Origin of the sequence: Streptomyces sp. NPDC088730 (assembly GCF_044751215.1) — a bacterium.
GTDB lineage: Bacteria > Actinomycetota > Actinomycetes > Streptomycetales > Streptomycetaceae > Streptomyces.
This window is the reverse complement of the sequence record NZ_JBIVLK010000025.1, coordinates 1-17762: the sequence shown is the minus strand read 5'-3', so window position 1 is coordinate 17762 and position 17762 is coordinate 1. Positions and strand designations below refer to the sequence as shown.

The following is a 17762-nucleotide window of genomic DNA, read 5'->3' as shown; positions in this document are numbered from 1 at the left end:
GCCACTTGGGCCGCTCAGCACACCTGGGCCGTTCGGAGCGCTCAGGCCGCTGTCACTCACGCTGTCCGCCCTCGCCGAAGGCCGCGTGGAAGGCGGTCAGGCGGGCGTCCGACAGCGGAACGGCCATCTTGAAGAGCGTGTCGCGGTCCCCGGCCCGCACTCCCGGGTCCCACGTTCCAGGCCCTTCCACCTCCTTGACCCGCAGCCCGAGCTTTTCGAGCAGGGCATCCGTCCGGTCGTCCCCCGGGACGGTCACCCAGGGCAGGCAGTCCGCCCCCTCGGTCACCGCGAGTCCCGCCCCGCGCAGCAGTGCCGCCGTCCGCGGCTTCACCCCGGCGATCCGGGCCCGCAGCGCGGTGAAGACGTCGCCCTGGGCCAGCAGAGCCAGGGAGACGGCCAGGCCGAAGGCGTTCGCGCCCAGCGGCGGCACCACCGCACGCAACCGCCGGGTCAGCGCGGGCGCGGCCACGGCGAACCCGACCCTGAGTCCGCCGCAGCAGTAGCCCTTGGACATGCTCCGCAGCACGATCAGGTTGTCGTGCTCGGCGACCGCGGGGACGCAGCTGGCGCCCGGCCCGGCGTAGACGGCGTATGCCTCGTCGAGGACCACCGTGGTGCCGTGGGCGCGGGCGGTGCGGACGATGTCGTCCAGCTCTCCCCTGCCGCGCAGGTCCCCAGTGACAGTCGGGCGGTCGAGCACGAGTACCGAGGGGGCGTGCCGGTCGAGGGCGTCGGCCAGGTCCTCCATGCGCGTCGCGATCGCCTCGCTGCCCGAGCGTGCCGCCCACCTCGGCAGGTCGGGGTGGCCGCCGCGCAGGTGCAGCACGGGGCCCGGCTGTGCCAGTGCCGCGCAGCCGTGCAGCAGGCCGGTGGCACCGGTGCCGGCCGTCACCGTGTCGGGGGGAAGCTCCAGGCCGAAGTGCTCGGACAGCACCGGCGCGGCCCGCGCCGCGGCGTAGGGGTCGGTCACGTGGTAGGCGCGTGCCGCGTCGGCGGTGACCGTGACCGACTCGAAGGCCCGGTCGACCGCGGACCGTACGAAGTCGATCTCGTCCGGCGACCACCGCAGGTCCACCAGACCGCCTTGACCGGCCGAGCCCACCGGACCGCCGGACCCCGCCGCCTCCACCGGTCCCGTTGCCGCGCCCCTCGCCGAACCCCCGGCGGCGGGCCGTTCCCACGTCGCGATCGCGGTGCGGTGCTCCCCGGCATCCGGGTTGCGGGCCACGAACTGAACGTACCGGGTCGTCAGTTGGACTTCCCGGCCGGCAGTGAAATCGGCGTCGGCGCGCTCGACCCGGAATCCGGCGCGGGTCAGCAGGTCCCGTACCTCGGCGGGCTGGTAGAGCCGTACGTCGTCGTGGACGACGACCGGCTTCGCGTCGCCTCTGCGGACCTCGATCGAGCCCCGGCTGCGGCCGTGCTCCACGCGGTAGTCGCGGCGGAAGACGGCCCGCAGCCCGTCGGTCTCGAAGGTCGCCTCGGGTACGTAGTTACCCGCGATCGTCAGGACGTTGGAGTGGTCGAGCAGGAGGACCCCGCCGGGGACGAGCGCCCGGCGCGCCTCCCGGAGCAGCCGCAGTTGCTGCGTGTCGCTGCCCCAGCCGAAGGACTGCACGCAGATGACCGCGTCGAACTCGCGCACTGGCCAATTGAGTTCACGCAGGAGGTCGAGTCGCAGCCATTCCACGTCCACGCCGGCCGCGGCTGCCGACGCCGCCGCCTGGCGCAGCGCCCACACGCCGACGTCGGCACCCGTGACGTGGAATCCGCGCCCGGCCAGTGCCACCGCGTGCCGCCCTGTGCCGCAGCCGAGGTCCAGGACGCGGCGGCCGGGGGCCGAGGCGTCGAGGACGCCGGCCAGGTAGTCGGCCTCCGCCGCGTTGCGCTCGGCGGTGTACTCGTGGGCCGCCACCGCCCAGAACTCCTCGCCGAAGAAGTCCTGGTACCAGGGGCGGCGGTCCGTACCACCGCCCGCGCCACCCGTCATACCGCGTCCGCCCGCAACGCCTCCTGCCGCTGGAGGAAGCCGCACACGTCGCACAGTCCGGCGGGGTTGGGCACGCCCTCCATGAGGAGGTAGCGGCCCTCGCAGACCCGGCACACGTCGTCGACCACCGGCAGCAGGCTGCGCTGGACGTTCTCGAAGGCGTTGAAGAGGTAGTAGTCGATGCCCGGCCACTGGTCGTAGAGGTGGTCGGCCATCGCGTAGGCGAGGGAGCGTTCGTCCGAGCCGGTGGTGAAGCGGCCCGGGGCGCCCTGGCGGTTGAGTTCCGGGGCGACGAGTTCGAGGTAGAGGGTCAGTTCCTTCTTGGTGATGCGGTAGAGCGGGAAGACGTAGCGCAGGTCGCCCAGTTCGCGTACGGGGATGCCGCCCATCCGGTAGCCGGTGGTGAACCAGGTGACCATGCTGGCGACCAGGTCGTCGGCGTTGAAGCCGAACGCGACGACCGAGGCGCCTGCCCGCCCGGCCTCCCGTTCCAGCATGCGGCGCAACACCTGGTGGCCGATCACCATGTTCATGTTGCGGTGCGGGCCGGCCACGACCTTGTTCATCAGGTCGACGAACGGCTCGCGCAGCTTGAACAGTTCGGTCACGTCGTCGGCGGTCACGATCGTGTGCTCCAGGCCGAGGCTCTGGCAGGCGTCCAGCGCGATCCGGAACGTCGCGGGCTCGTCCCAGTCGGGCAGTCCGGTGATGGTGACCGCGGTCATGTCCATCTCGGGCCAGCGGCCCCGGGTGCGTTCGAGGAGCTTGAGGTAGGCGACGCTGTCCCGGCCGCCCGACAGTCCGATGACGGCTCGGTCCCCGGCGCGCATGGTGCCGCCGGAGGTGATGCTCTGGACGAAGGTCTCCTCGACGTAGGTCACGAAGGTCTCGGCGGTGAGCTGCTCGGTGCGGCGTTCGAGGGTCCCGCCGTGGTCGAAGAGCACGGACTTGGAGTACACGGGGTCGGGCGCGGCGTAGACGTGCTCCTTGGGCTTGCGCAGCACGTCGAGGTCGTAGTGGCGTACCTGGCGTACCTCGATGACATCGTCCGCCCCGACGACGACCATCGACTCGGGAACCACGGCCCCGTCGCGGTAGGTGAGCACGGCGTTGGCCGGGATGCCGTGCAGGCGCAGGACGTCGAGGAGGTTCTGGCCCGGTTCTGCGTAGAGGTTCTCCGAACCGCCGGTCTTGTTGCGGAACACGACCGTGCTCACGGTCTCTCCTGTTCGTCTGGGGATGCGGGGGCTATGCGTCCTGGGCCGCGCGGGGCGCGTTCCAGGCCGCGAGGGGGACGAGCATCTCGTCGTCGCTGAGGGATCCGTGCTCCCACGCGACGGAGGGGTCGGGCACGGGGAACGCCGCGGAGGTCGCGAGGGCGACCACCGCGCCGATCCGTTCGCGGACGACGGGGGTGGCGGCGAGCAGGCCGCGTTCGGCCAAGGCGTCGGGGGTCAGGACGAGCGCGTGGTCGCCAAGCGCGTCGCTCAGGGCGTCCGCGAGTTCCTGCTCGTGGCCGGGCCGGGGGTAGAGCCAGCGGACCCGGCCGGCGCCGCCGCCGGGCATCCGGCAGTGCGCGGGTGCGTCGAACCTAGCCCATGCGTCCAGGAGTTCGACCTTCGGCGCGGCGGGAACCTGGCCGTGGTCGGCATGTGCGAGGACGCTCCATCCGGCGTCGGCCCAGCGGCTGGCCGCCGTGTCGAGCAGCCGCAGGGAGGCGTGCAGGCGGTCGTCGTAACCGCTGAGGTGGATGTGGTCGTCGAGGTTCACGTAGGCCCATATCAGGGGTGGTACGTCGTGGGGGTCCGCGAGGACGGCCACGACCTCGCTGACCGTCCGTTCGACGACCGCGACGGGATCGGTGCCGAGTTCCGTGGCCGACGACGGGACGATCCGGGCGCCGTGGAGCAGCGCCTCCACCCACTCCCCCGTCAGCCGTTCGAGTTCGGCGCCGACCACGAGGGCTGTGCGGCCCGCCGCGGCGGCACGGTCGAAGAGTGTGGGGCCGCCGTGCAGCAACGGGTTCTTGGGCGGCGTCGCGGGGCCGAAGGCGTAGGTCCCGCCCGTGACGAGGTGGGTGACGCAGTCGGCGTCCGGTGCCCGATAGACCATGCCGAGGGCGCCGTGCCGGGAGGGAGCGGCGCCGGTGACCGCGGTCAGCCAGGCGGTGGTCGAGGTGCTGGGGAACGTGGAGCGCAGGGGGCGTGTCCGCGCGTGGGAGAGCGCCGGTTCGGCGACGGCGTACGACAGGCCGTCGACCGCCAGGACGCACAGTCCGCGGGGCGCTGTGCTCAGACACCGTTCGACGACTTCGGGCACCACGCGCAGGTCGGCGGACGCTGTCGTACGTCCGCCGACGCGCGACGCCGTGCTCAGAAGTTCGGCACGCAGTCGGTGCAGGTGGTGCGGAACTTGGCGACGTGCACGGCCTGACGGTCCGTGATCATGCGCTCAACGAGACGCGGCAGCAGCATCACCGGCGCGGGCGTCGACGTGGTGGTCGTCTTCGGAGTGGGGAGTGGAGCTGTCTGCATGGATTCCTCCTGCTTGCTGGATAGCGCGAGAGAAAAGGCCAAACGACTTTCGACTTGTGCGCGAACAGGTCAACACACGGCGAGTTGGCCTGTCAACGCCGGAACGGCCGAGTGGACCTCTCAACTACGCCTGTTTTCAATAACGTTGATGATCCAGCCAGTTGGCGAAAGCCGGTCAGTTGACGAAGACCAGGGATTCCGCCTCCTCGACGATCTTCTCCGGTACGGGAGGATGCGTGAGGGTGCCTGCGTAGCGCTCGGCATCGGGGTCCGCCGCGCGGTAGGCGCGGTCGACGGCGTCCGAGACGTCGTAGCGCGTGGTCCTGAGGCGGACGTCGGGGCCCAGCAGCGCCCAGTACGCGGTGCCCGGCTCGGCCGCGTGGTAGGGCAGCCCGACGCTTCCCGGGTTGACGCTGCGCAGTCCGGCCACCGTCCGGTCGAACTGGAGGTGCGAGTGGCCGGTGACCAGGACCCGCACGTCGAGGGTGGCGGACAGTCGGGCGAACCGCTCGGGCGGTGTGCCCGGCGTGACCAGTTCGTGGTCGCTGCGCGGTGAGCCGTGGCAGAAGTGCACCGGGCCGAGCCCGTCGACCTCGACCACGACTCCGAAGGGCACCCGGGTGAGGAAGCCGATGGCCTCGGGCGAGTGCCGGTCGGCGATCCACGACTGGCGGGGTGTGTCCGCCGCGCGGGCGCCGGTGCCGATCTCGGCGGCGTACCGGTCGGCGTTGCCCCGCACGCACAGGGCGCGCTCCCCCAGCGCGAGGATCCGCTCGTACGTCTCCTGCGGCTGCGGGCCCCAGGTCAGGTCACCGCAGAGGACGACGAGATCGGCCGCCGCGACGTCGGGCTCGGCGAGCACGGCTTCGAACGCGGGGATGTTCGCGTGGATGTCGGAGAGCACCGCGACCCGGGCCACCGGCCCGTGCCGGCGCACCGGTCCTTCCCAGCTCGCCGGACCATGCAGGGTGACGTCTTCCGTCGTGGAGTCGTCCATCGGGGCGGGCCTTTCATTGCGGTGCTTGGTGCGGGGCGGAGCGGTCGGTGGTCAGTGGTCCAGGGCGACGGCGGCGGGCGCGGGGACACGGGCGGACCGTGTGCCCGCGGGGGTGGTCGCGCCCTGCGTGGGCCCGGTGGCCCGGGGATGGTTCAGGCGGGTGCCGGGAGGGGGTCCGATCAGGGCCGTGCCCTCGGACGGCAGCCCCTCGACCAGGTGCGCGGCGATCACTATGCGGTCCCACAACGCGAGTCCGCCCTGTCCCGCGGCCAGTTCGCCGACCCGGGCGAGGGCCCAGGCGGAGTCGGCCCGCGCCGGCCGGGCGGAGCCGGGTGCCGGGGCCAGGGGGTGGGCCGGATGCGCGGCGCAGAGCCGGCGCGCAGCGGCGACCACCCCGGCGGTCCGCGCGGGCGACGGCTCGCCCGCCAGCATCGTCAGCACCTCGTTCCGGTGGCTGTGGGGCACCAGGACGCCGACCTCCCGGACGAGATCGGCGGGATCGTCCGGCGCGTGCAGGAAATTGAGACACATCAGCTCGCAGCCGAGCGCGCCGCGCAGAGTGACGCCGTCCGTGTCCCGGTTCTTGGACGACCCCTTCAACTCGCTGAGCCGTTGGGCCGCGGACATACCCGTCTCCCGCGGACCGCGGGTGTCGCGCAGGGCGACGAAGAGGCAGGGCGGCCCGGACTCCAGGATCATGTCCACGGCCCGGATGACCGCCAGGGGCGCGGCGTTGATCTGGTAGCGCCACAGCTCGCGGCAGACCCGTGCGTCGACCCGGACCTCGCGTGCGCCGAGCGGCAGGAAACCGTGGCCGGCCAGCAGATCGAGGGCGGGCTCGATACGGCGCCCGACCACCGCGTCGGGCTTGAACATGACGAAGGTGGTTCCGCCGAGTGTCCGGCCGGCCTCCTCCGCGTCCCGCTCGTCCAGCAGAGCGGCCATCTCCCGGAAGTAGACGTCGTCCGGATACGTTCGGCGCCGTGCCGGATCGTGCGTGAAGGGGGCCTGCAACCACTGCTCGACGGCCATGTTCCTCCGGCTCTCCACTCGGTCGGGGCCCGTGCGCCAACCCGGCGTCTTCCAGCCAACTAGGCTGCATGTAGAGGCAGTTGCTCCATTGCCAATGCTGCATTCAGGGCAATACGCTGAGGCTAACGTCCACGACCGAACGCATCAAGGAGGGTCCCATGAGCGTCGCCTTCAAGAAGGTTACGGTCCGCCCGAAGCCGGGCAAGTAAACGACCGGTCGGAGCAGACGTGGATGCGGCCAGGATCCGGATTTCCGGACATCCTGACCGCGTCTTCCGTCGCCCGCCCCTGGAATTCCCCTATTCGCCACTCGTTGCCCTTGGCGCCCTAAGGGCTGTCCCGTAATCCCTGGTGGATCAGCGTGCGGCGTCGGACGCGGTGCATCGCAAGGCGGAGGGACGCCCGAATACTGGATGTATTCGGGCGTTCCGACAACGCGGCGAGGTGCCGTGGCCGTCGTCGCACGCCCACCAGGGATTACGGGACAGCCCTTAGTGGCCCTTTTCGGCCGGAGAACACGCCAACCGGGGCGGAGTCCGCGTTGACTGAAGCACCAACTGGGAACGCGGTCACGACCGAAACGGTCCTCGCCCTGCTCGACGCCGCGCCCGGATCCGACCGGGACTCTCTGCTGCGTACGGCCCGTGACGGCCGGCACAAGCTCGCCGGAACCCTGCTGAGCCTGTGGGCCGTCGGCGGCGAGGAACTCACGGACGGTCAGGCGGCCGAGCTGCGGACGGCACGGGAGCGCGTCGACCGGTACCGCCGGGTCTGGGAAGAGCTTCAGGAACACGCGCCCGACGCCTTCCCCTTGAAGGGGGCGACGATCGCCACCCTCTACCCGCCGGGTGTGCTCCGCTCGGCCGGCGACCTCGACGTCGTCTGCCCACGCCACGCCGACCTGTGGGCCTGCGCCCGCCATCTTCTCGCCTGTGGCTGGGAGTTGGTGGCCTTCACCGTGAAGCCCGCCCACCCCGGCGACACCGTCTCCCCCCACCTGGGCGCGGAGTTCCGCAAGCCGGCGCCCGACACGTCCCAGGACCCCTACGCCGTCGGCCTGTTCACCGCCGAGATCGTGACGGACGTCCACGGCCCCGCCCGACAGCTCGCCCGCCCGCCCGGCTCCGCGTGGACCACAAGCGCGGTCGCCCTGGTGGCGGAACGGTGGGAACGCCCATTCCGCTCACGTGACTTGCTCGACCTGGTGCTCCTTCTCCAGGCCATGGACGAAGAGGCCGTACGGCAGTTCGGCGCCGACCTCGACAGGGTCGGCCTGTGGCCGGAGTGGCGGCAGGCGATGCGGGGCGTCGCCCGTCTCGGCTGGCGGCCCACGGTCGCACTGCCGCACACCCGTGCGGCGGCGGTGCGCGTACGGCTGGCGCGGTCGGTGCGCACGGCGATGCGCTGGAGCAACCCGGTGCGGGCGGCCGCGTTCGCCGCGCAGTCCGGCATCGAGGGCCGCGGGGGGCGCCCGGCCGCCCTCGCCTCCGACCTCGTGCACCGCCGGCCCGGCGCGCGCCGGCTGCTCGCCTCAAGGGTGTCTCTGTTCGGGGTGCCGCTGGGGGGCGGGGACACGGGTTCGAACCCTCCTGCGGGTGCCCGCCCGGACGACCCCGCCGGTGCCCGTCCGTCGGCGGCCGAGCCCGCCGACGGGCTGCACCTGGACGGGCTGCGCCTGGACGACGTCGGCCGCCATCTGGTCGCGCGGACCCCGCTGGGTTCCTTCCTACTGGTGTCGGGTGCCGCCCGGCAGGAATGGCTGGACGAGGTGGACGGCGCGGAATCCGCACCCCGCACCGCTTCCGCCCCGACCGGGCCGTCCAGCACCGGCACCTCTTCGTCCGGACGATCGGTGGCGTGATGCGCGACAGCGGCAATCGACCTGACGGCGTGCGACTCGCCGTTGACGCCCGCGGGCTGCGGCGGGAGTACCGCGTGCGGCGCGGCCCGGCGGTCACCGCCCTGGATGATGTGTCGATCCAGGTGGAACAGGGCGAGGTGCACGGACTGCTCGGTCCGAACGGGGCCGGCAAGAGCACCCTGATGAAGATCCTCTCGACGGTGCTGCTGCCGACGTCGGGAAGCGCGTCCGTGCTCGGCCACGACCTGGTGACCGAGTACCGCAGGATCCGGCCGCTGCTCGGGATCGTCTTCGGCGGTGAACGCGGCCTCTACCCACGCCTGACGGCTCGTCAGAACATGCGCTACTGGGCCGCGTTGTACGGAATGTCCACGAAGAAGGGCCTGGCCAGGACGGACACCCTGCTCGACGAACTCGGCCTGGCCGAGCGCGCCGACGACCGGGTGGAGACCTTCTCTGTCGGCATGCGCCAGCGACTGCACCTGGCCCGCGGGATCGTCGGCGACCCGCGCGTCCTGCTGCTCGACGAGCCGACCAACGGCCTGGACCCCTTGGCCGCCCGTCAGTTGCGCGAGCTGATCCAGCGGCTCGCCGGGGAGGGCCGCACGATCCTCCTCGCCACGCACGACCTGGCCGAGGCGGAGGTGCTCTGCGACCGGGTCACGATGATCAACCACGGCCGGGTGATCGCGACGGAGGCGCCGAAGACGCTGTCGCGCCTGATGTCGCGACAGGAGCGTGTCCGCGTCCGCGCGGACACCGGACTGCTCGACCGGGTGCGCGCCCTCGACGGTGTCCTCGGCGTGGAGCCGGCCGACGACGGCACGGCGGTCGTCTCCGTCGAGAGCCAGCAGGCCCTCGGCGCCGTGCTCGCCTTCGTGGTCGCCGAGGGCGTCACCGACGTACGCACCGAGCTGCCCGGCCTCGAAGAGGTCTACCTTCGACTCGTCCACCGCAACGAGCAGCGCAGCGTGGTGAACCGGTGAGCCTGCTGGCCGCGACCGGGCGCTTCCAGGGCCGCCTGGTGCTGACCCACCGCGACTACCTCATCGACCTGGTGCGCACCCCGCTGCTCGCCGCCGTGTTCCTGCTGCTGGTACGGCACAACGACCGGCCGGACCTCCTCGCGTACGGGCTGCTCGCGCCGGTGCTGATGGGGATGTGGAGCATGGCCATGCTGATCTCCGGAGAGGTTGTCGACAGCGACCGCTGGCTCGGCACCCTGGAACTCCAGATAGCGGCGCCGGCCGGCTTCGCCCGCGTGGTGCTCAGCAGGGTCTGGGTGACCACGGCCATCAGTCTGCTGACGGTGGTCGAGGTCGGCGCGGTGGCGTTCCTCGGCTTCGGCATCGTTCCCGACGTACCGCACCCGTTCGTCTTCCTGGTGGGCCTGCTCGCCACCGCAGTCGCCACCGCCGGGTCGGCGACCCTGATGGCCGCCCTGTTCGTGGCGACGCGCACCGCCCGGACCTTCCAGAACTCGCTGAGTTATCCGGTACTGCTGCTCGGCGGGGTGTTCACCCCGCTCGACCGGCTGCCGGAGTGGACGCACCCGATCGGCAGGCTCCTCTACCTCTCCTGGAGTTCCGATCTGCTGCGCGACGCGCTTGACCCGGCCCCGGTCACCTCGGCCTCGGCGGCCTGGCGGACCGGCGTCGTCCTCGGCCTCGGGCTCCTCACCGGGATCGGCGGCCGGCTGCTGCTCGGCAGGGTCGTCCGGCTGGTACGGGAGACGGGGACGGTGGGGCTGGCATGACCACGATCACCTCGGCGGGCGACGGCACCCCCGACACGACCGGTCCGGGCCGCCGTCTCCAGGTGCTCGGCTGGGCGGTGCGCGCCGGAATCGCCGACTACGCCACCGTCTTCACCTGGAAGACCTGGGTGCTCGGCTGGTTCGTACGGATACTCGCCCAGATGCTGTTCTTCACCACCATCGGCGATCTGCTGGGGCCCGGGCAGGCCCGGTACCTGCTGATCGGCAACGCGGTGGCACTGGTCGCGCTGCACGGCGTCTTCGCGACGGCGTCAACGACATGGGAGTTGCAGAACGGCACCCTGCCCCTGCTGGTCGCCTCGCCCAGCAGTCCCTCCCTGGTCTTCGTGGGGCGGAGCCTGTTCTGGCTTCCGGACGGCGTCGCCTGCGGCCTGGGCGGGATACTCCTCCTCGCCCCGGTGGCGGACCTGCGGCTGACCGTGGCACGGGTCGCCCTGCTCGCGGTTCTCCTCGTCCTCGTCGCGGTGACGAGCTACTGCCTCGGCCTGTTCCTGGGTTCGCTGGTGCTGACCGCTTCGGACCTGCGCAACGTGGCGTCCAACGGCGCGTTCACGGTGATGATGATCGTCTGCGGCGCCGAGGTCCCGGTGCAGGCCGTCGGCCCCGTGCTCGGCCGGCTCGGCGACGTCCTGCCGCTGACCCACGGCCTCCTCGCGGTCCGCGAGGTACTGGCCGGGCGAGCGGGCTCCCACACCGCCGCGCTCGCGGCCTGGGAGGCACTGGTCGGGGCCTGCTGGCTCGCCGCGGCCCTCGCGTCACTCACGTGGCGGGCCCGCCGCAGCCGCCGCGACGGGACAGCCCTGTTCCTGAGCTGACCGGCCGGGCCGGGTCTGCTCGACGACGTATCGCAGCTTGCCGCCCGGTGCTCTCCGCGCGAGCGGAGGTGAGCAGGCGCTGTACGGCGATCTGAGCGCCGAACACGAGTGCGCAGCACCCAGCCGACACCCGCCACACCGCAGCGCGCCATCTGACCTGCGAGTCCTCTGTCGTGGACGGGCGCCGTGTCACGGGCTGAGCCGGCGCTCGCCTCGTGGGAGCACCCACTGCGACGTCCGGGCCGGCGGGGGGCGTCGGGCCGCCCCATGAGGAGCCGCGTGACACGTCTCCGCGCCCCAGGCCCCGGCACCGCACCGGCATGGCGTGAACCGCCGTCCCGTCCTGGTCCGGCGCACGCGGCACGTTCAGTGCGCGGTACTCGGCGGAAGCGTCCCGACCGCCAGATTCGCGCGCCCCACCCGGAGGCAGACGCCTCGTGAGGGCGATCGGGAGTACGGGGCTGGGGGCCAGGCCCACAGGGTGGCGGACGCGGTGCCGCCGAAGCGGAGGACGGCCCGGAGGACTTCTAGGGGGTCCATGCGCGGCTGAACAGTGCCAATTCCAGTAGGTCGGGAGCGAGCGGCCAGTGCGTGGACCCGGCTAGTTGGCCGGTGACGCCGCGTACCCATCTCAGGTACATGTCGTAGCGGTGCGGGGTCCACCCGCCGTCGCTCCACAGCCAGGCAGCGAGCTTCGCGGGTTCCTCAAGCCCGATGCCCTCCCCGAGTCGTGTCGTGTAGGCGCGCAGGACACGAGCTATGCGCTGGTCGAGGATGAGCGGGCGCGGCCCCGGCGCATCCGGTACAGCGCCGCCGGCGAAGTAGAGGAACTTGGTGAAGAACGCAGGTCCGAGGCCTGCGATCGCGCCGCTCAGCCTGCGGTAGCCCGCCACGGCACCATCGGTGGCCAGCAGCGCAATAGCCTCTGCCAGCACCGCCTCGACCGGGCCCGGGCGCAGGATCTCATCCAGCCGGTGGGCTCCGTAGCCGTTCTCACCTTGTCCCCAGACGTAGCTGGCGACGAGTGTCTCGGTCCAGCAGGCCGTTGCTGCCCCGGTCCTGGCCACCGCCAACACCTGCGCCCGGCTCAGCGAAGTCGGCTCACGTCCGACCTGCTCGGCCAACCCCGAGGGCCATGGCCGGATGCCGGCCCAGGACCCCGGGATGTAGCGAACCGCGTGCGCGCCGGTCCCGTCCGCGTACGGTGCCCCGTCTCCGGCCAGCCAGGCTCCCAGCTTTGCCACCGCATCCGAAGGAAGCGGACGCTCAAGCATCCGCGCGTCCAGTACCCCAGCGCCCTCTCGCCACCCCATCGAACCCTCTCCCTAGGTTCCACCGGTTCGCCGCGACAGCAGGCATCACCAGTTCGTGATGGATTCTGTCCCAAGGAAGTGCACCCCCGCACGAGTGCGGGACGGTCTTCAGCTGATCTTGCGGGCGGAGGGTGACTGGAACCGGGTACGGCCTGGGTACCTGCCCGCGCCGGTCAGCGCCCGCCGTGGTTCTGCTGATGCCCGGAGCCGGAGCCCCGATCTTCGAGGCGGGGGCGGCCGCCGGCCACGGCGTCGGGTTCCGGGTGCGGGCCGGTGAGTTCGGGCACCAGGCCCTCGCTGACGGGAGCACGGACCCGGCCCGCGTCGGTGCGCCAGGTTTCGAACGCCCAGGAGGTGGCCGCCACCACGGCCAGGCCCAGGAGCCAGCCGCCGGCCACGTCGCTGAACCAGTGGACGCCGAGCGCGACACGGGTGAAGCCGACCCCGATCACCGACACGACGGCCAGGCCCCAGCACGCGGGCCGCCAGGCGCGCGGCACCATCGGCAGCAGGGCCAGCAGCAGCACGGCACACGAGGTGGTCGCGGTCATCGCGTGTCCCGAGGGGAACGAGAAGCCGGGGGCGTGCGCGACCGGGTTCTCCAGCGACGGCCTGGCCCGCTCGACGACGGTCTTGACGAGCAGTCCGATCAGTCCTCCGGCGACGGCCGTCACCGCCGACCAGGCGGCGAGCCGCCAGGCGCGGCGGTAGAGCAGCCACCCGGTGAGCAGTGCGACGGCGGCCCGCAGCGTGAAGGGGTCCCACACCCGGTCGGAGAGGAACTGGAGGACGTCCGTCCAGCCGGGGTGCTCCAGGGCGGCGCGGTGGAGGCTGTCGGCCGCGCCCTCGTCGATCCGGCGCAGCGGCCCCCACCGGCCCTTGACCAGGACCAGCAGCAGTCCGAAGGGGACCGCGGTGGCGGCGGCCACGGCGATCGCGCCCAGCAGGTGGAAGCCGAAGCGGCGGTCGGCGGCGCGGCGGCGGCTCTCGCGGATACGTCGGGCGGTGGTGCGCACGGGCATTCAGACTCCCGGGTCCTCTTGGATCGGGCCGGGTACCCGGGCCCGTGACGCCTCCAGCTGGGCGGCGAAGGACAGGCCGAGGAACAGGGCGATGGACGTGAGATAGGCCCACAACAGCAGGGACATGAAGGCGCTGAGCGGCCCGTACACCGTGTCGAAGGAGTGGCTCAGCTGGAGGTAGCGGCTCAGCAACCAGGTGAGCAGCGTCCACAGCACCAGGTAGACGGCGGAGCCGAACGCCAGCCAGGTGTACCCGGGCTGGGCGCGGCGGGGCGAGCGGCGGAAGATCGCGCTCGCCGAGATGAGGGCGAGGAGCAGGCCGAAGGGCCAGCGCAGGAAGTTCCAGACGGTCTGGGCCTCGTCGTCGAGGTGGTAGACGCTGACCGCGGCGGCCGCCAGGTCACGGCCGGCGACCATGACGACGAATCCGAGCCCCAGGGGCAGTCCGGCGCTGAGCGACATCACCAGTCCCCGCAGGTACTTGCGGTGGAAGGGCCGGTCGCGTTCATTGCCGTAGATCCGGTTGGCGCCGCGTTCGATCTGGCACATCGCGGTCGTGACGTTGACGAGCGAGAAGACGAGCCCCAGCCAGAGGGCCAGCGCCGCGCCGTCGCCCGCCTCCTCACGGCTGCGCCGCAGGGCGTCGTCGACGACCTCCGAGCTGGGTCCCGCGGCAAGCCGGTGGATGGTCAGTTCCGCCATGCGGCCGACGCTCTCGGTGTGCATGGCCGAGGAGAGGCCCACGAACGCGATGGCCATCGGGATGAGGGCGAGCACCGTCTGCAGGGCCAGCGCGCGGGAGTGGCTGAAGCCGTCGGCGTAGCGGAAGCGGACGAAGGAGTCGCGCACCAGCGGCCAACGGCCGTAGCGGCGCAGGGACTGCAACGCCTCATCGGCGGAGAGTTCGTCGCCCGACATGTCGCGGGTCACCGGGACCTTGACGACGGTGCCCATCAGGCCTGTTCCTGTTCCTGCGGAAGCAGCACGGTCAGGGCGCCCGGGGCGACCGTCACGGTCAGCCGGTCGCCCGGGTCGACGGGGTCGCCGTCGATCTCCCTGGGGCACGGCGCGTCGAACTTCAGCTCGGCCCGGCGGAAGGTGAGGTACTCCACGCGGAGGCTCTTCCCTCCCTCTTGCTCCGCGGTGTCCGACAGGGTGGTGTGCGGGGCCCCGGAGCGGCCCCGGAGCACCGTGGTGAGTGCCCGCAGCCAGCCGGAGGGGCCGTGCGGGTCCAGGATCATGAGCTCCAGGAGGCCGTCGTCGGGGCGGGCGGAGGGCAGCAGGTTCAGGCCGCCCTGCACGGTGCCGACGTTGCCGACGAGGACCATGCGGGCCGTGCGGTGCAGCGCCGGGGCCTCGTCGAGGCGCACGGTCAGCCGCACCGGGGGTGTGGTGAGGGAGGAGAGGCCGGCCAGGGCGTAAGCGGGCCAGCCCAGGACGGATTTGGCCCGGTCCGCGGTCTTCTCCATGATCGCCGCGTCGAGTCCGGCCCCGGCCATGGCGGTGAAATGGGTGGCGGGAAGGCCGTCCCCCTCGATGCGGGCGAGGTCGATGGGGCGAGGGGCGCCGCTGAGCGCGGCGTCCAGTGCCTCGGCCGGGGTGAGGGGCAGGCCCAGGTTGCGGGCGAGGAGGTTGCCGGTGCCGCTGGGCACGATGGCGAGCGGGACGCCGCTCCCCGCGAGGGCGTCGGCGACCGTGCGCACGGTGCCGTCGCCGCCGCAGACCACGACGAGCCGGGCGCCGTCGGCCAGGGCCCGTGCGCTCTGGCCGGTGCCGGGGTCGTCCGCCGTGGTCTCCAGGAACACCGGCTCGTGGAGGCCGTGCCGCTCCAGGACGGCGCGGACGGCCTCGTGGTCCCGCGGCCGGGTGACCGTCGGGTTCACGATGACGGTGACGGGGCCGGAAACGTCCGCGGTGTGCCCGGCCGCCGGGGCGGCGCGCACCGGCCGCCCGGTGGGCGGGGCGATCACCTCGGGCCGGGCGAACAGCGCGTACCCCACGATCATCAGCGAGAGGCTGCCGTTGAGCAGGCCGCCGACGACATCGGTGGGGTGGTGCATGCCCCGGTAGAGGCGGGAAAGCGCGACCAGCAGCGGCAGGAGCAGCAGCAGGGTGCCGACGATCCTGCGCCACGGGCCGCGCATCCGGGAGAGGGCGAGGAAGGCGAGGCCCGCGTAGAGCGCGGTGGCGGCGCCGGTGTGGCCGGAGGTGTAACTCGACGTCGGCGGGGAGGCGTCGAGCCGGTGCACATCCGGCCGCTGACGGTCCACCGACAGGGTGATGACCAGGAAGACGAGTGCCTGGAGCGAGACGGACACGGCGAGGAAGGCCGCCTGGCGCCACATCGGCAGCCGGGGTATGAACACCAGGCCCAGGCAGACCAGCAGGGTGATGGCGATCACCGTCAGGGTGTTGCCCGCCTCCGAGCCGATGAAGGACACGGTGGTGAGAGCGCCCGTGCGGAGGCGTTCGAAGCCCTCGTCGACGCGGTCCTCCGCGGATATCGGCCAGACGTGGGCGGCGGGGCCGGTGATGAGCAGCCCGGCGCCCACCATCAGCGCGGCCTGTCCGACGGTGAACGCGGCGATCCGGCCGGCCGTACCCGCGAGGCCGCGGGGCAGCGCGAACGCCCGGCTCCCCCGCGGGGCCCGGGTTGACTTCGCATCGGACAGTCCCACGGGTCTTTCCGGTACGGCGATCGGCATCGGAGTCCCCCTTCGTGTGCACAACTCGCGGCGGCTGACGTTTTTCGCGACGGTGTCTCCGTCGTCCGATCGGCGTCTGCCCCGGAACTCGTCCGGCAGACCTCCTGTGTGTGACGGCGTGTGTGACGGAGCACCTCTTCTGTCCGCCGCGTATGCCGCCCGTCTCCACGGGCAGACGAGGACTCATGGCTGTATTGAGAAGAATCGCCCGCCCGCTGCTGGCCGCCCCCTTCATCACCGAGGCGGGGCACGCGCTGCGCAGCCCACGCCCCCTCGCGGCCGTCACCGCCTCCCGGGCACGGCAGATCGGCATCACCGCTGACGATCCGGAGCGACTGGTCCGGATCAACGCCGCCGTCCAGATCGCCGCGGGCGGAGCACTCGCGCTGGGCCGCTTCCCCCGCACCGCGTCCCTCGTCCTGGCCGCGAGCCTCGTGCCGACAACCCTCGCCGAGCACGCACGATGGAGGGAGGAGGAGGACCCCGAACTGCGCAAGGACCAGCGCTTCCACCTCGCGCGCCGCGTCGGTCTGTTCGGCGCGCTGCTGCTCGCCGCCGCCGATACCCATGGCAAACCGTCGGCCGCCTACCGTGCCCGCGCGGCCGGGCACACCGGCCGGAAGAAGGCCCGCGGTGCTACGGCCAGGGCGGGCGGACACCTGCACTCGGCGATCGAGACAGTGGGCGCGAGCACGTCCGACGCCCTGAGCGGCGCCGGCCGGGCAGTGAACTCCGCCGCCGGGTCCGCACGCGCGATACTTCCGGACCGGTAGGACCGGTCCGGAAGGACGTGTGACGCGCGGGCTCCCTCCCGGGGTGGCGGACGGGCGGGAGAGGCGCGTCACGGGCCGGACTTCCGGCCATCGCGTCTGAGCTGCGCGTTGACGGGCAGATGAGTTCAGGTCGCAGGGGTGCGCCGCCGAACGCACCCGCCCCTGCGGCGACCCGAGCGGGTCCGTGGACCGAACAGGTCCGTGAACCGCAGCGACGCCGACGGAAGGTCACCACCGATGTCTCCTGTGACGGAGCAATGGGAAGATGTACTCAGAACGCACTTCGCCCTCGGCGAGGAGCTGCCCGCCGTACGGGCGGCGGCGGTCTTCTCGGCCGATTCCGGCTTCTTCGCCGTCGCCGGCTGCGACGGCGAGGACGGCCGGCGGTACTTCCGGCCCGCCGCGGATGATCCGGCTGGAGGGCTCCCGCACGCGGAGGCCGTGGACCGGGCCGCGCTGGAAGCCCTGTGGGTGGCCGGCGAGGAGAACGGTCCCGCTCCGCTCGTCCGTCTCGGCGGGGCCACGTGGCGCCGCGAGAGCCTGGACCAGGTCACGGACGCGGTGACCGGCAATGACCTCGACCTGGTGCTGCTTCGCGAGGGGGACCGGAGCATGTGGGTGGTACGGACCCGGCAGGGCCTGTGCATCTTCGCGCTGGCCCACGGGGACAACGAGGGCCACGTGGCGGAAGCCCGCTCGTTCGCCCTCGAATTCGACTCGTTCCTGGTCGGCCAGGGCTACTGATCTCCGCGGCCCGGCTCGTGAGCCACGGACCGTGCCGAGTCCGAGCGGCGTGTGGAGCGGCACCGGGGAGGACGACCCGTACCGGCCGTGGCCCCCCCCCCCCCGCCCGGGGCCCCGGCCGGGCCGGGGGGCCGCGAGGGGGGGCCCCCGGGCCCCCACGGGGGGCGGGGCCGGCCGGCCGGCGCCCCACCGCCGGGAG

16 protein-coding genes are annotated in these 17762 nt (G+C 72.5%); 6 read left to right on the top strand and 10 right to left on the bottom strand.

What is annotated here, in order from left to right; genetic code table 11:
* Nucleotides 1-52 precede the first annotated feature (52 nt).
* From ACIP89_RS36115 to ACIP89_RS36090, 6 genes are all read right to left on the bottom strand, one after another.
* Complete coding sequence (locus ACIP89_RS36115; protein WP_402118685.1) at nucleotides 53-1990, bottom strand: aminotransferase class I/II-fold pyridoxal phosphate-dependent enzyme; 1938 nt, start codon at nucleotides 1988-1990, stop codon at nucleotides 53-55.
* Nucleotides 1987-3207 carry a hypothetical protein gene (locus ACIP89_RS36110; RefSeq protein WP_401929394.1) on the bottom strand — a complete coding sequence of 407 codons (1221 nt, stop codon included), beginning with the start codon at nucleotides 3205-3207 and terminating at the stop codon, nucleotides 1987-1989. The genes ACIP89_RS36115 and ACIP89_RS36110 overlap by 4 nt, the downstream gene beginning before the upstream one ends.
* Before the next feature lie 31 nt (nucleotides 3208-3238).
* The gene (locus ACIP89_RS36105; RefSeq protein ID WP_402118683.1) at nucleotides 3239-4309 is read right to left on the bottom strand and encodes an alkaline phosphatase family protein; all 1071 of its coding nucleotides are present in this window, start codon (nucleotides 4307-4309) and stop codon (nucleotides 3239-3241) included.
* Nucleotides 4310-4362: 53 nt separating this feature from the next.
* Nucleotides 4363-4524: a hypothetical protein gene (locus ACIP89_RS36100; RefSeq protein ID WP_158072237.1), complete on the bottom strand. Its 162-nt coding sequence runs from the start codon at nucleotides 4522-4524 to the stop codon at nucleotides 4363-4365.
* 175 nt (nucleotides 4525-4699) lie between these two features.
* Nucleotides 4700-5521, bottom strand: a complete 822-nt coding sequence (locus ACIP89_RS36095) for a metallophosphoesterase family protein (protein WP_402118681.1) — start codon at nucleotides 5519-5521, stop codon at nucleotides 4700-4702.
* A gap of 51 nt (nucleotides 5522-5572) precedes the next feature.
* Nucleotides 5573-6553 (bottom strand): nucleoside-diphosphate kinase, encoded by a 981-nt coding sequence (locus tag ACIP89_RS36090; RefSeq protein WP_402118678.1) that lies wholly within the window; start codon nucleotides 6551-6553, stop codon nucleotides 5573-5575.
* A 541-nt stretch (nucleotides 6554-7094) separates the two neighbouring features.
* Here ACIP89_RS36090 and ACIP89_RS36085 point away from each other — a divergent pair.
* The 4 genes from ACIP89_RS36085 to ACIP89_RS36070 are packed head-to-tail and all read left to right on the top strand — an operon-like array spanning nucleotide 7095 to nucleotide 11006.
* Nucleotides 7095-8414, top strand: coding sequence for a nucleotidyltransferase family protein (locus ACIP89_RS36085; RefSeq protein WP_402118675.1), 1320 nt, complete (start codon nucleotides 7095-7097; stop codon nucleotides 8412-8414).
* A gap of 29 nt (nucleotides 8415-8443) precedes the next feature.
* Complete coding sequence (locus ACIP89_RS36080; RefSeq protein ID WP_402118673.1) at nucleotides 8444-9400, top strand: ABC transporter ATP-binding protein; 957 nt, start codon at nucleotides 8444-8446, stop codon at nucleotides 9398-9400.
* Complete coding sequence (locus tag ACIP89_RS36075; protein WP_073734812.1) at nucleotides 9397-10170, top strand: ABC transporter permease; 774 nt, start codon at nucleotides 9397-9399, stop codon at nucleotides 10168-10170. The genes ACIP89_RS36080 and ACIP89_RS36075 overlap by 4 nt, the downstream gene beginning before the upstream one ends.
* Nucleotides 10167-11006 carry an ABC transporter permease gene (locus ACIP89_RS36070; protein ID WP_402118672.1) on the top strand — a complete coding sequence of 280 codons (840 nt, stop codon included), beginning with the start codon at nucleotides 10167-10169 and terminating at the stop codon, nucleotides 11004-11006. Before ACIP89_RS36075 ends, ACIP89_RS36070 begins: the two co-directional genes overlap by 4 nt.
* Nucleotides 11007-11533: 527 nt before the next feature.
* Here the strand turns inward: ACIP89_RS36070 and ACIP89_RS36065 are convergent.
* The 4 genes from ACIP89_RS36065 to ACIP89_RS36050 all read right to left on the bottom strand — a co-directional run bounded on the left by ACIP89_RS36065 (nucleotide 11534) and on the right by ACIP89_RS36050 (nucleotide 16046).
* Nucleotides 11534-12250 carry a hypothetical protein gene (locus tag ACIP89_RS36065; RefSeq protein WP_402118670.1) on the bottom strand — a complete coding sequence of 239 codons (717 nt, stop codon included), beginning with the start codon at nucleotides 12248-12250 and terminating at the stop codon, nucleotides 11534-11536.
* A 242-nt stretch (nucleotides 12251-12492) separates the two neighbouring features.
* Complete coding sequence (locus ACIP89_RS36060; protein ID WP_402118669.1) at nucleotides 12493-13341, bottom strand: phosphatase PAP2 family protein; 849 nt, start codon at nucleotides 13339-13341, stop codon at nucleotides 12493-12495.
* Nucleotides 13342-14295: a YihY/virulence factor BrkB family protein gene (locus ACIP89_RS36055; protein ID WP_371630842.1), complete on the bottom strand. Its 954-nt coding sequence runs from the start codon at nucleotides 14293-14295 to the stop codon at nucleotides 13342-13344.
* Nucleotides 14295-16046, bottom strand: coding sequence for a diacylglycerol kinase family protein (locus ACIP89_RS36050; RefSeq protein WP_402118667.1), 1752 nt, complete (start codon nucleotides 16044-16046; stop codon nucleotides 14295-14297). The genes ACIP89_RS36055 and ACIP89_RS36050 overlap by 1 nt, the downstream gene beginning before the upstream one ends.
* A gap of 185 nt (nucleotides 16047-16231) precedes the next feature.
* On the opposite strand from ACIP89_RS36050, the gene ACIP89_RS36045 reads away from it, so the two are divergent.
* Together ACIP89_RS36045 and ACIP89_RS36040 are read left to right on the top strand one after the other, a co-directional pair.
* Entirely contained in the window at nucleotides 16232-16819 is a 588-nt protein-coding gene (locus tag ACIP89_RS36045; protein WP_401929412.1) for a DoxX family protein, read from the top strand.
* 237 nt (nucleotides 16820-17056) lie between these two features.
* Nucleotides 17057-17563: a hypothetical protein gene (locus tag ACIP89_RS36040; protein WP_402118666.1), complete on the top strand. Its 507-nt coding sequence runs from the start codon at nucleotides 17057-17059 to the stop codon at nucleotides 17561-17563.
* The last annotated feature ends 199 nt before the right edge of the window (nucleotides 17564-17762 follow it).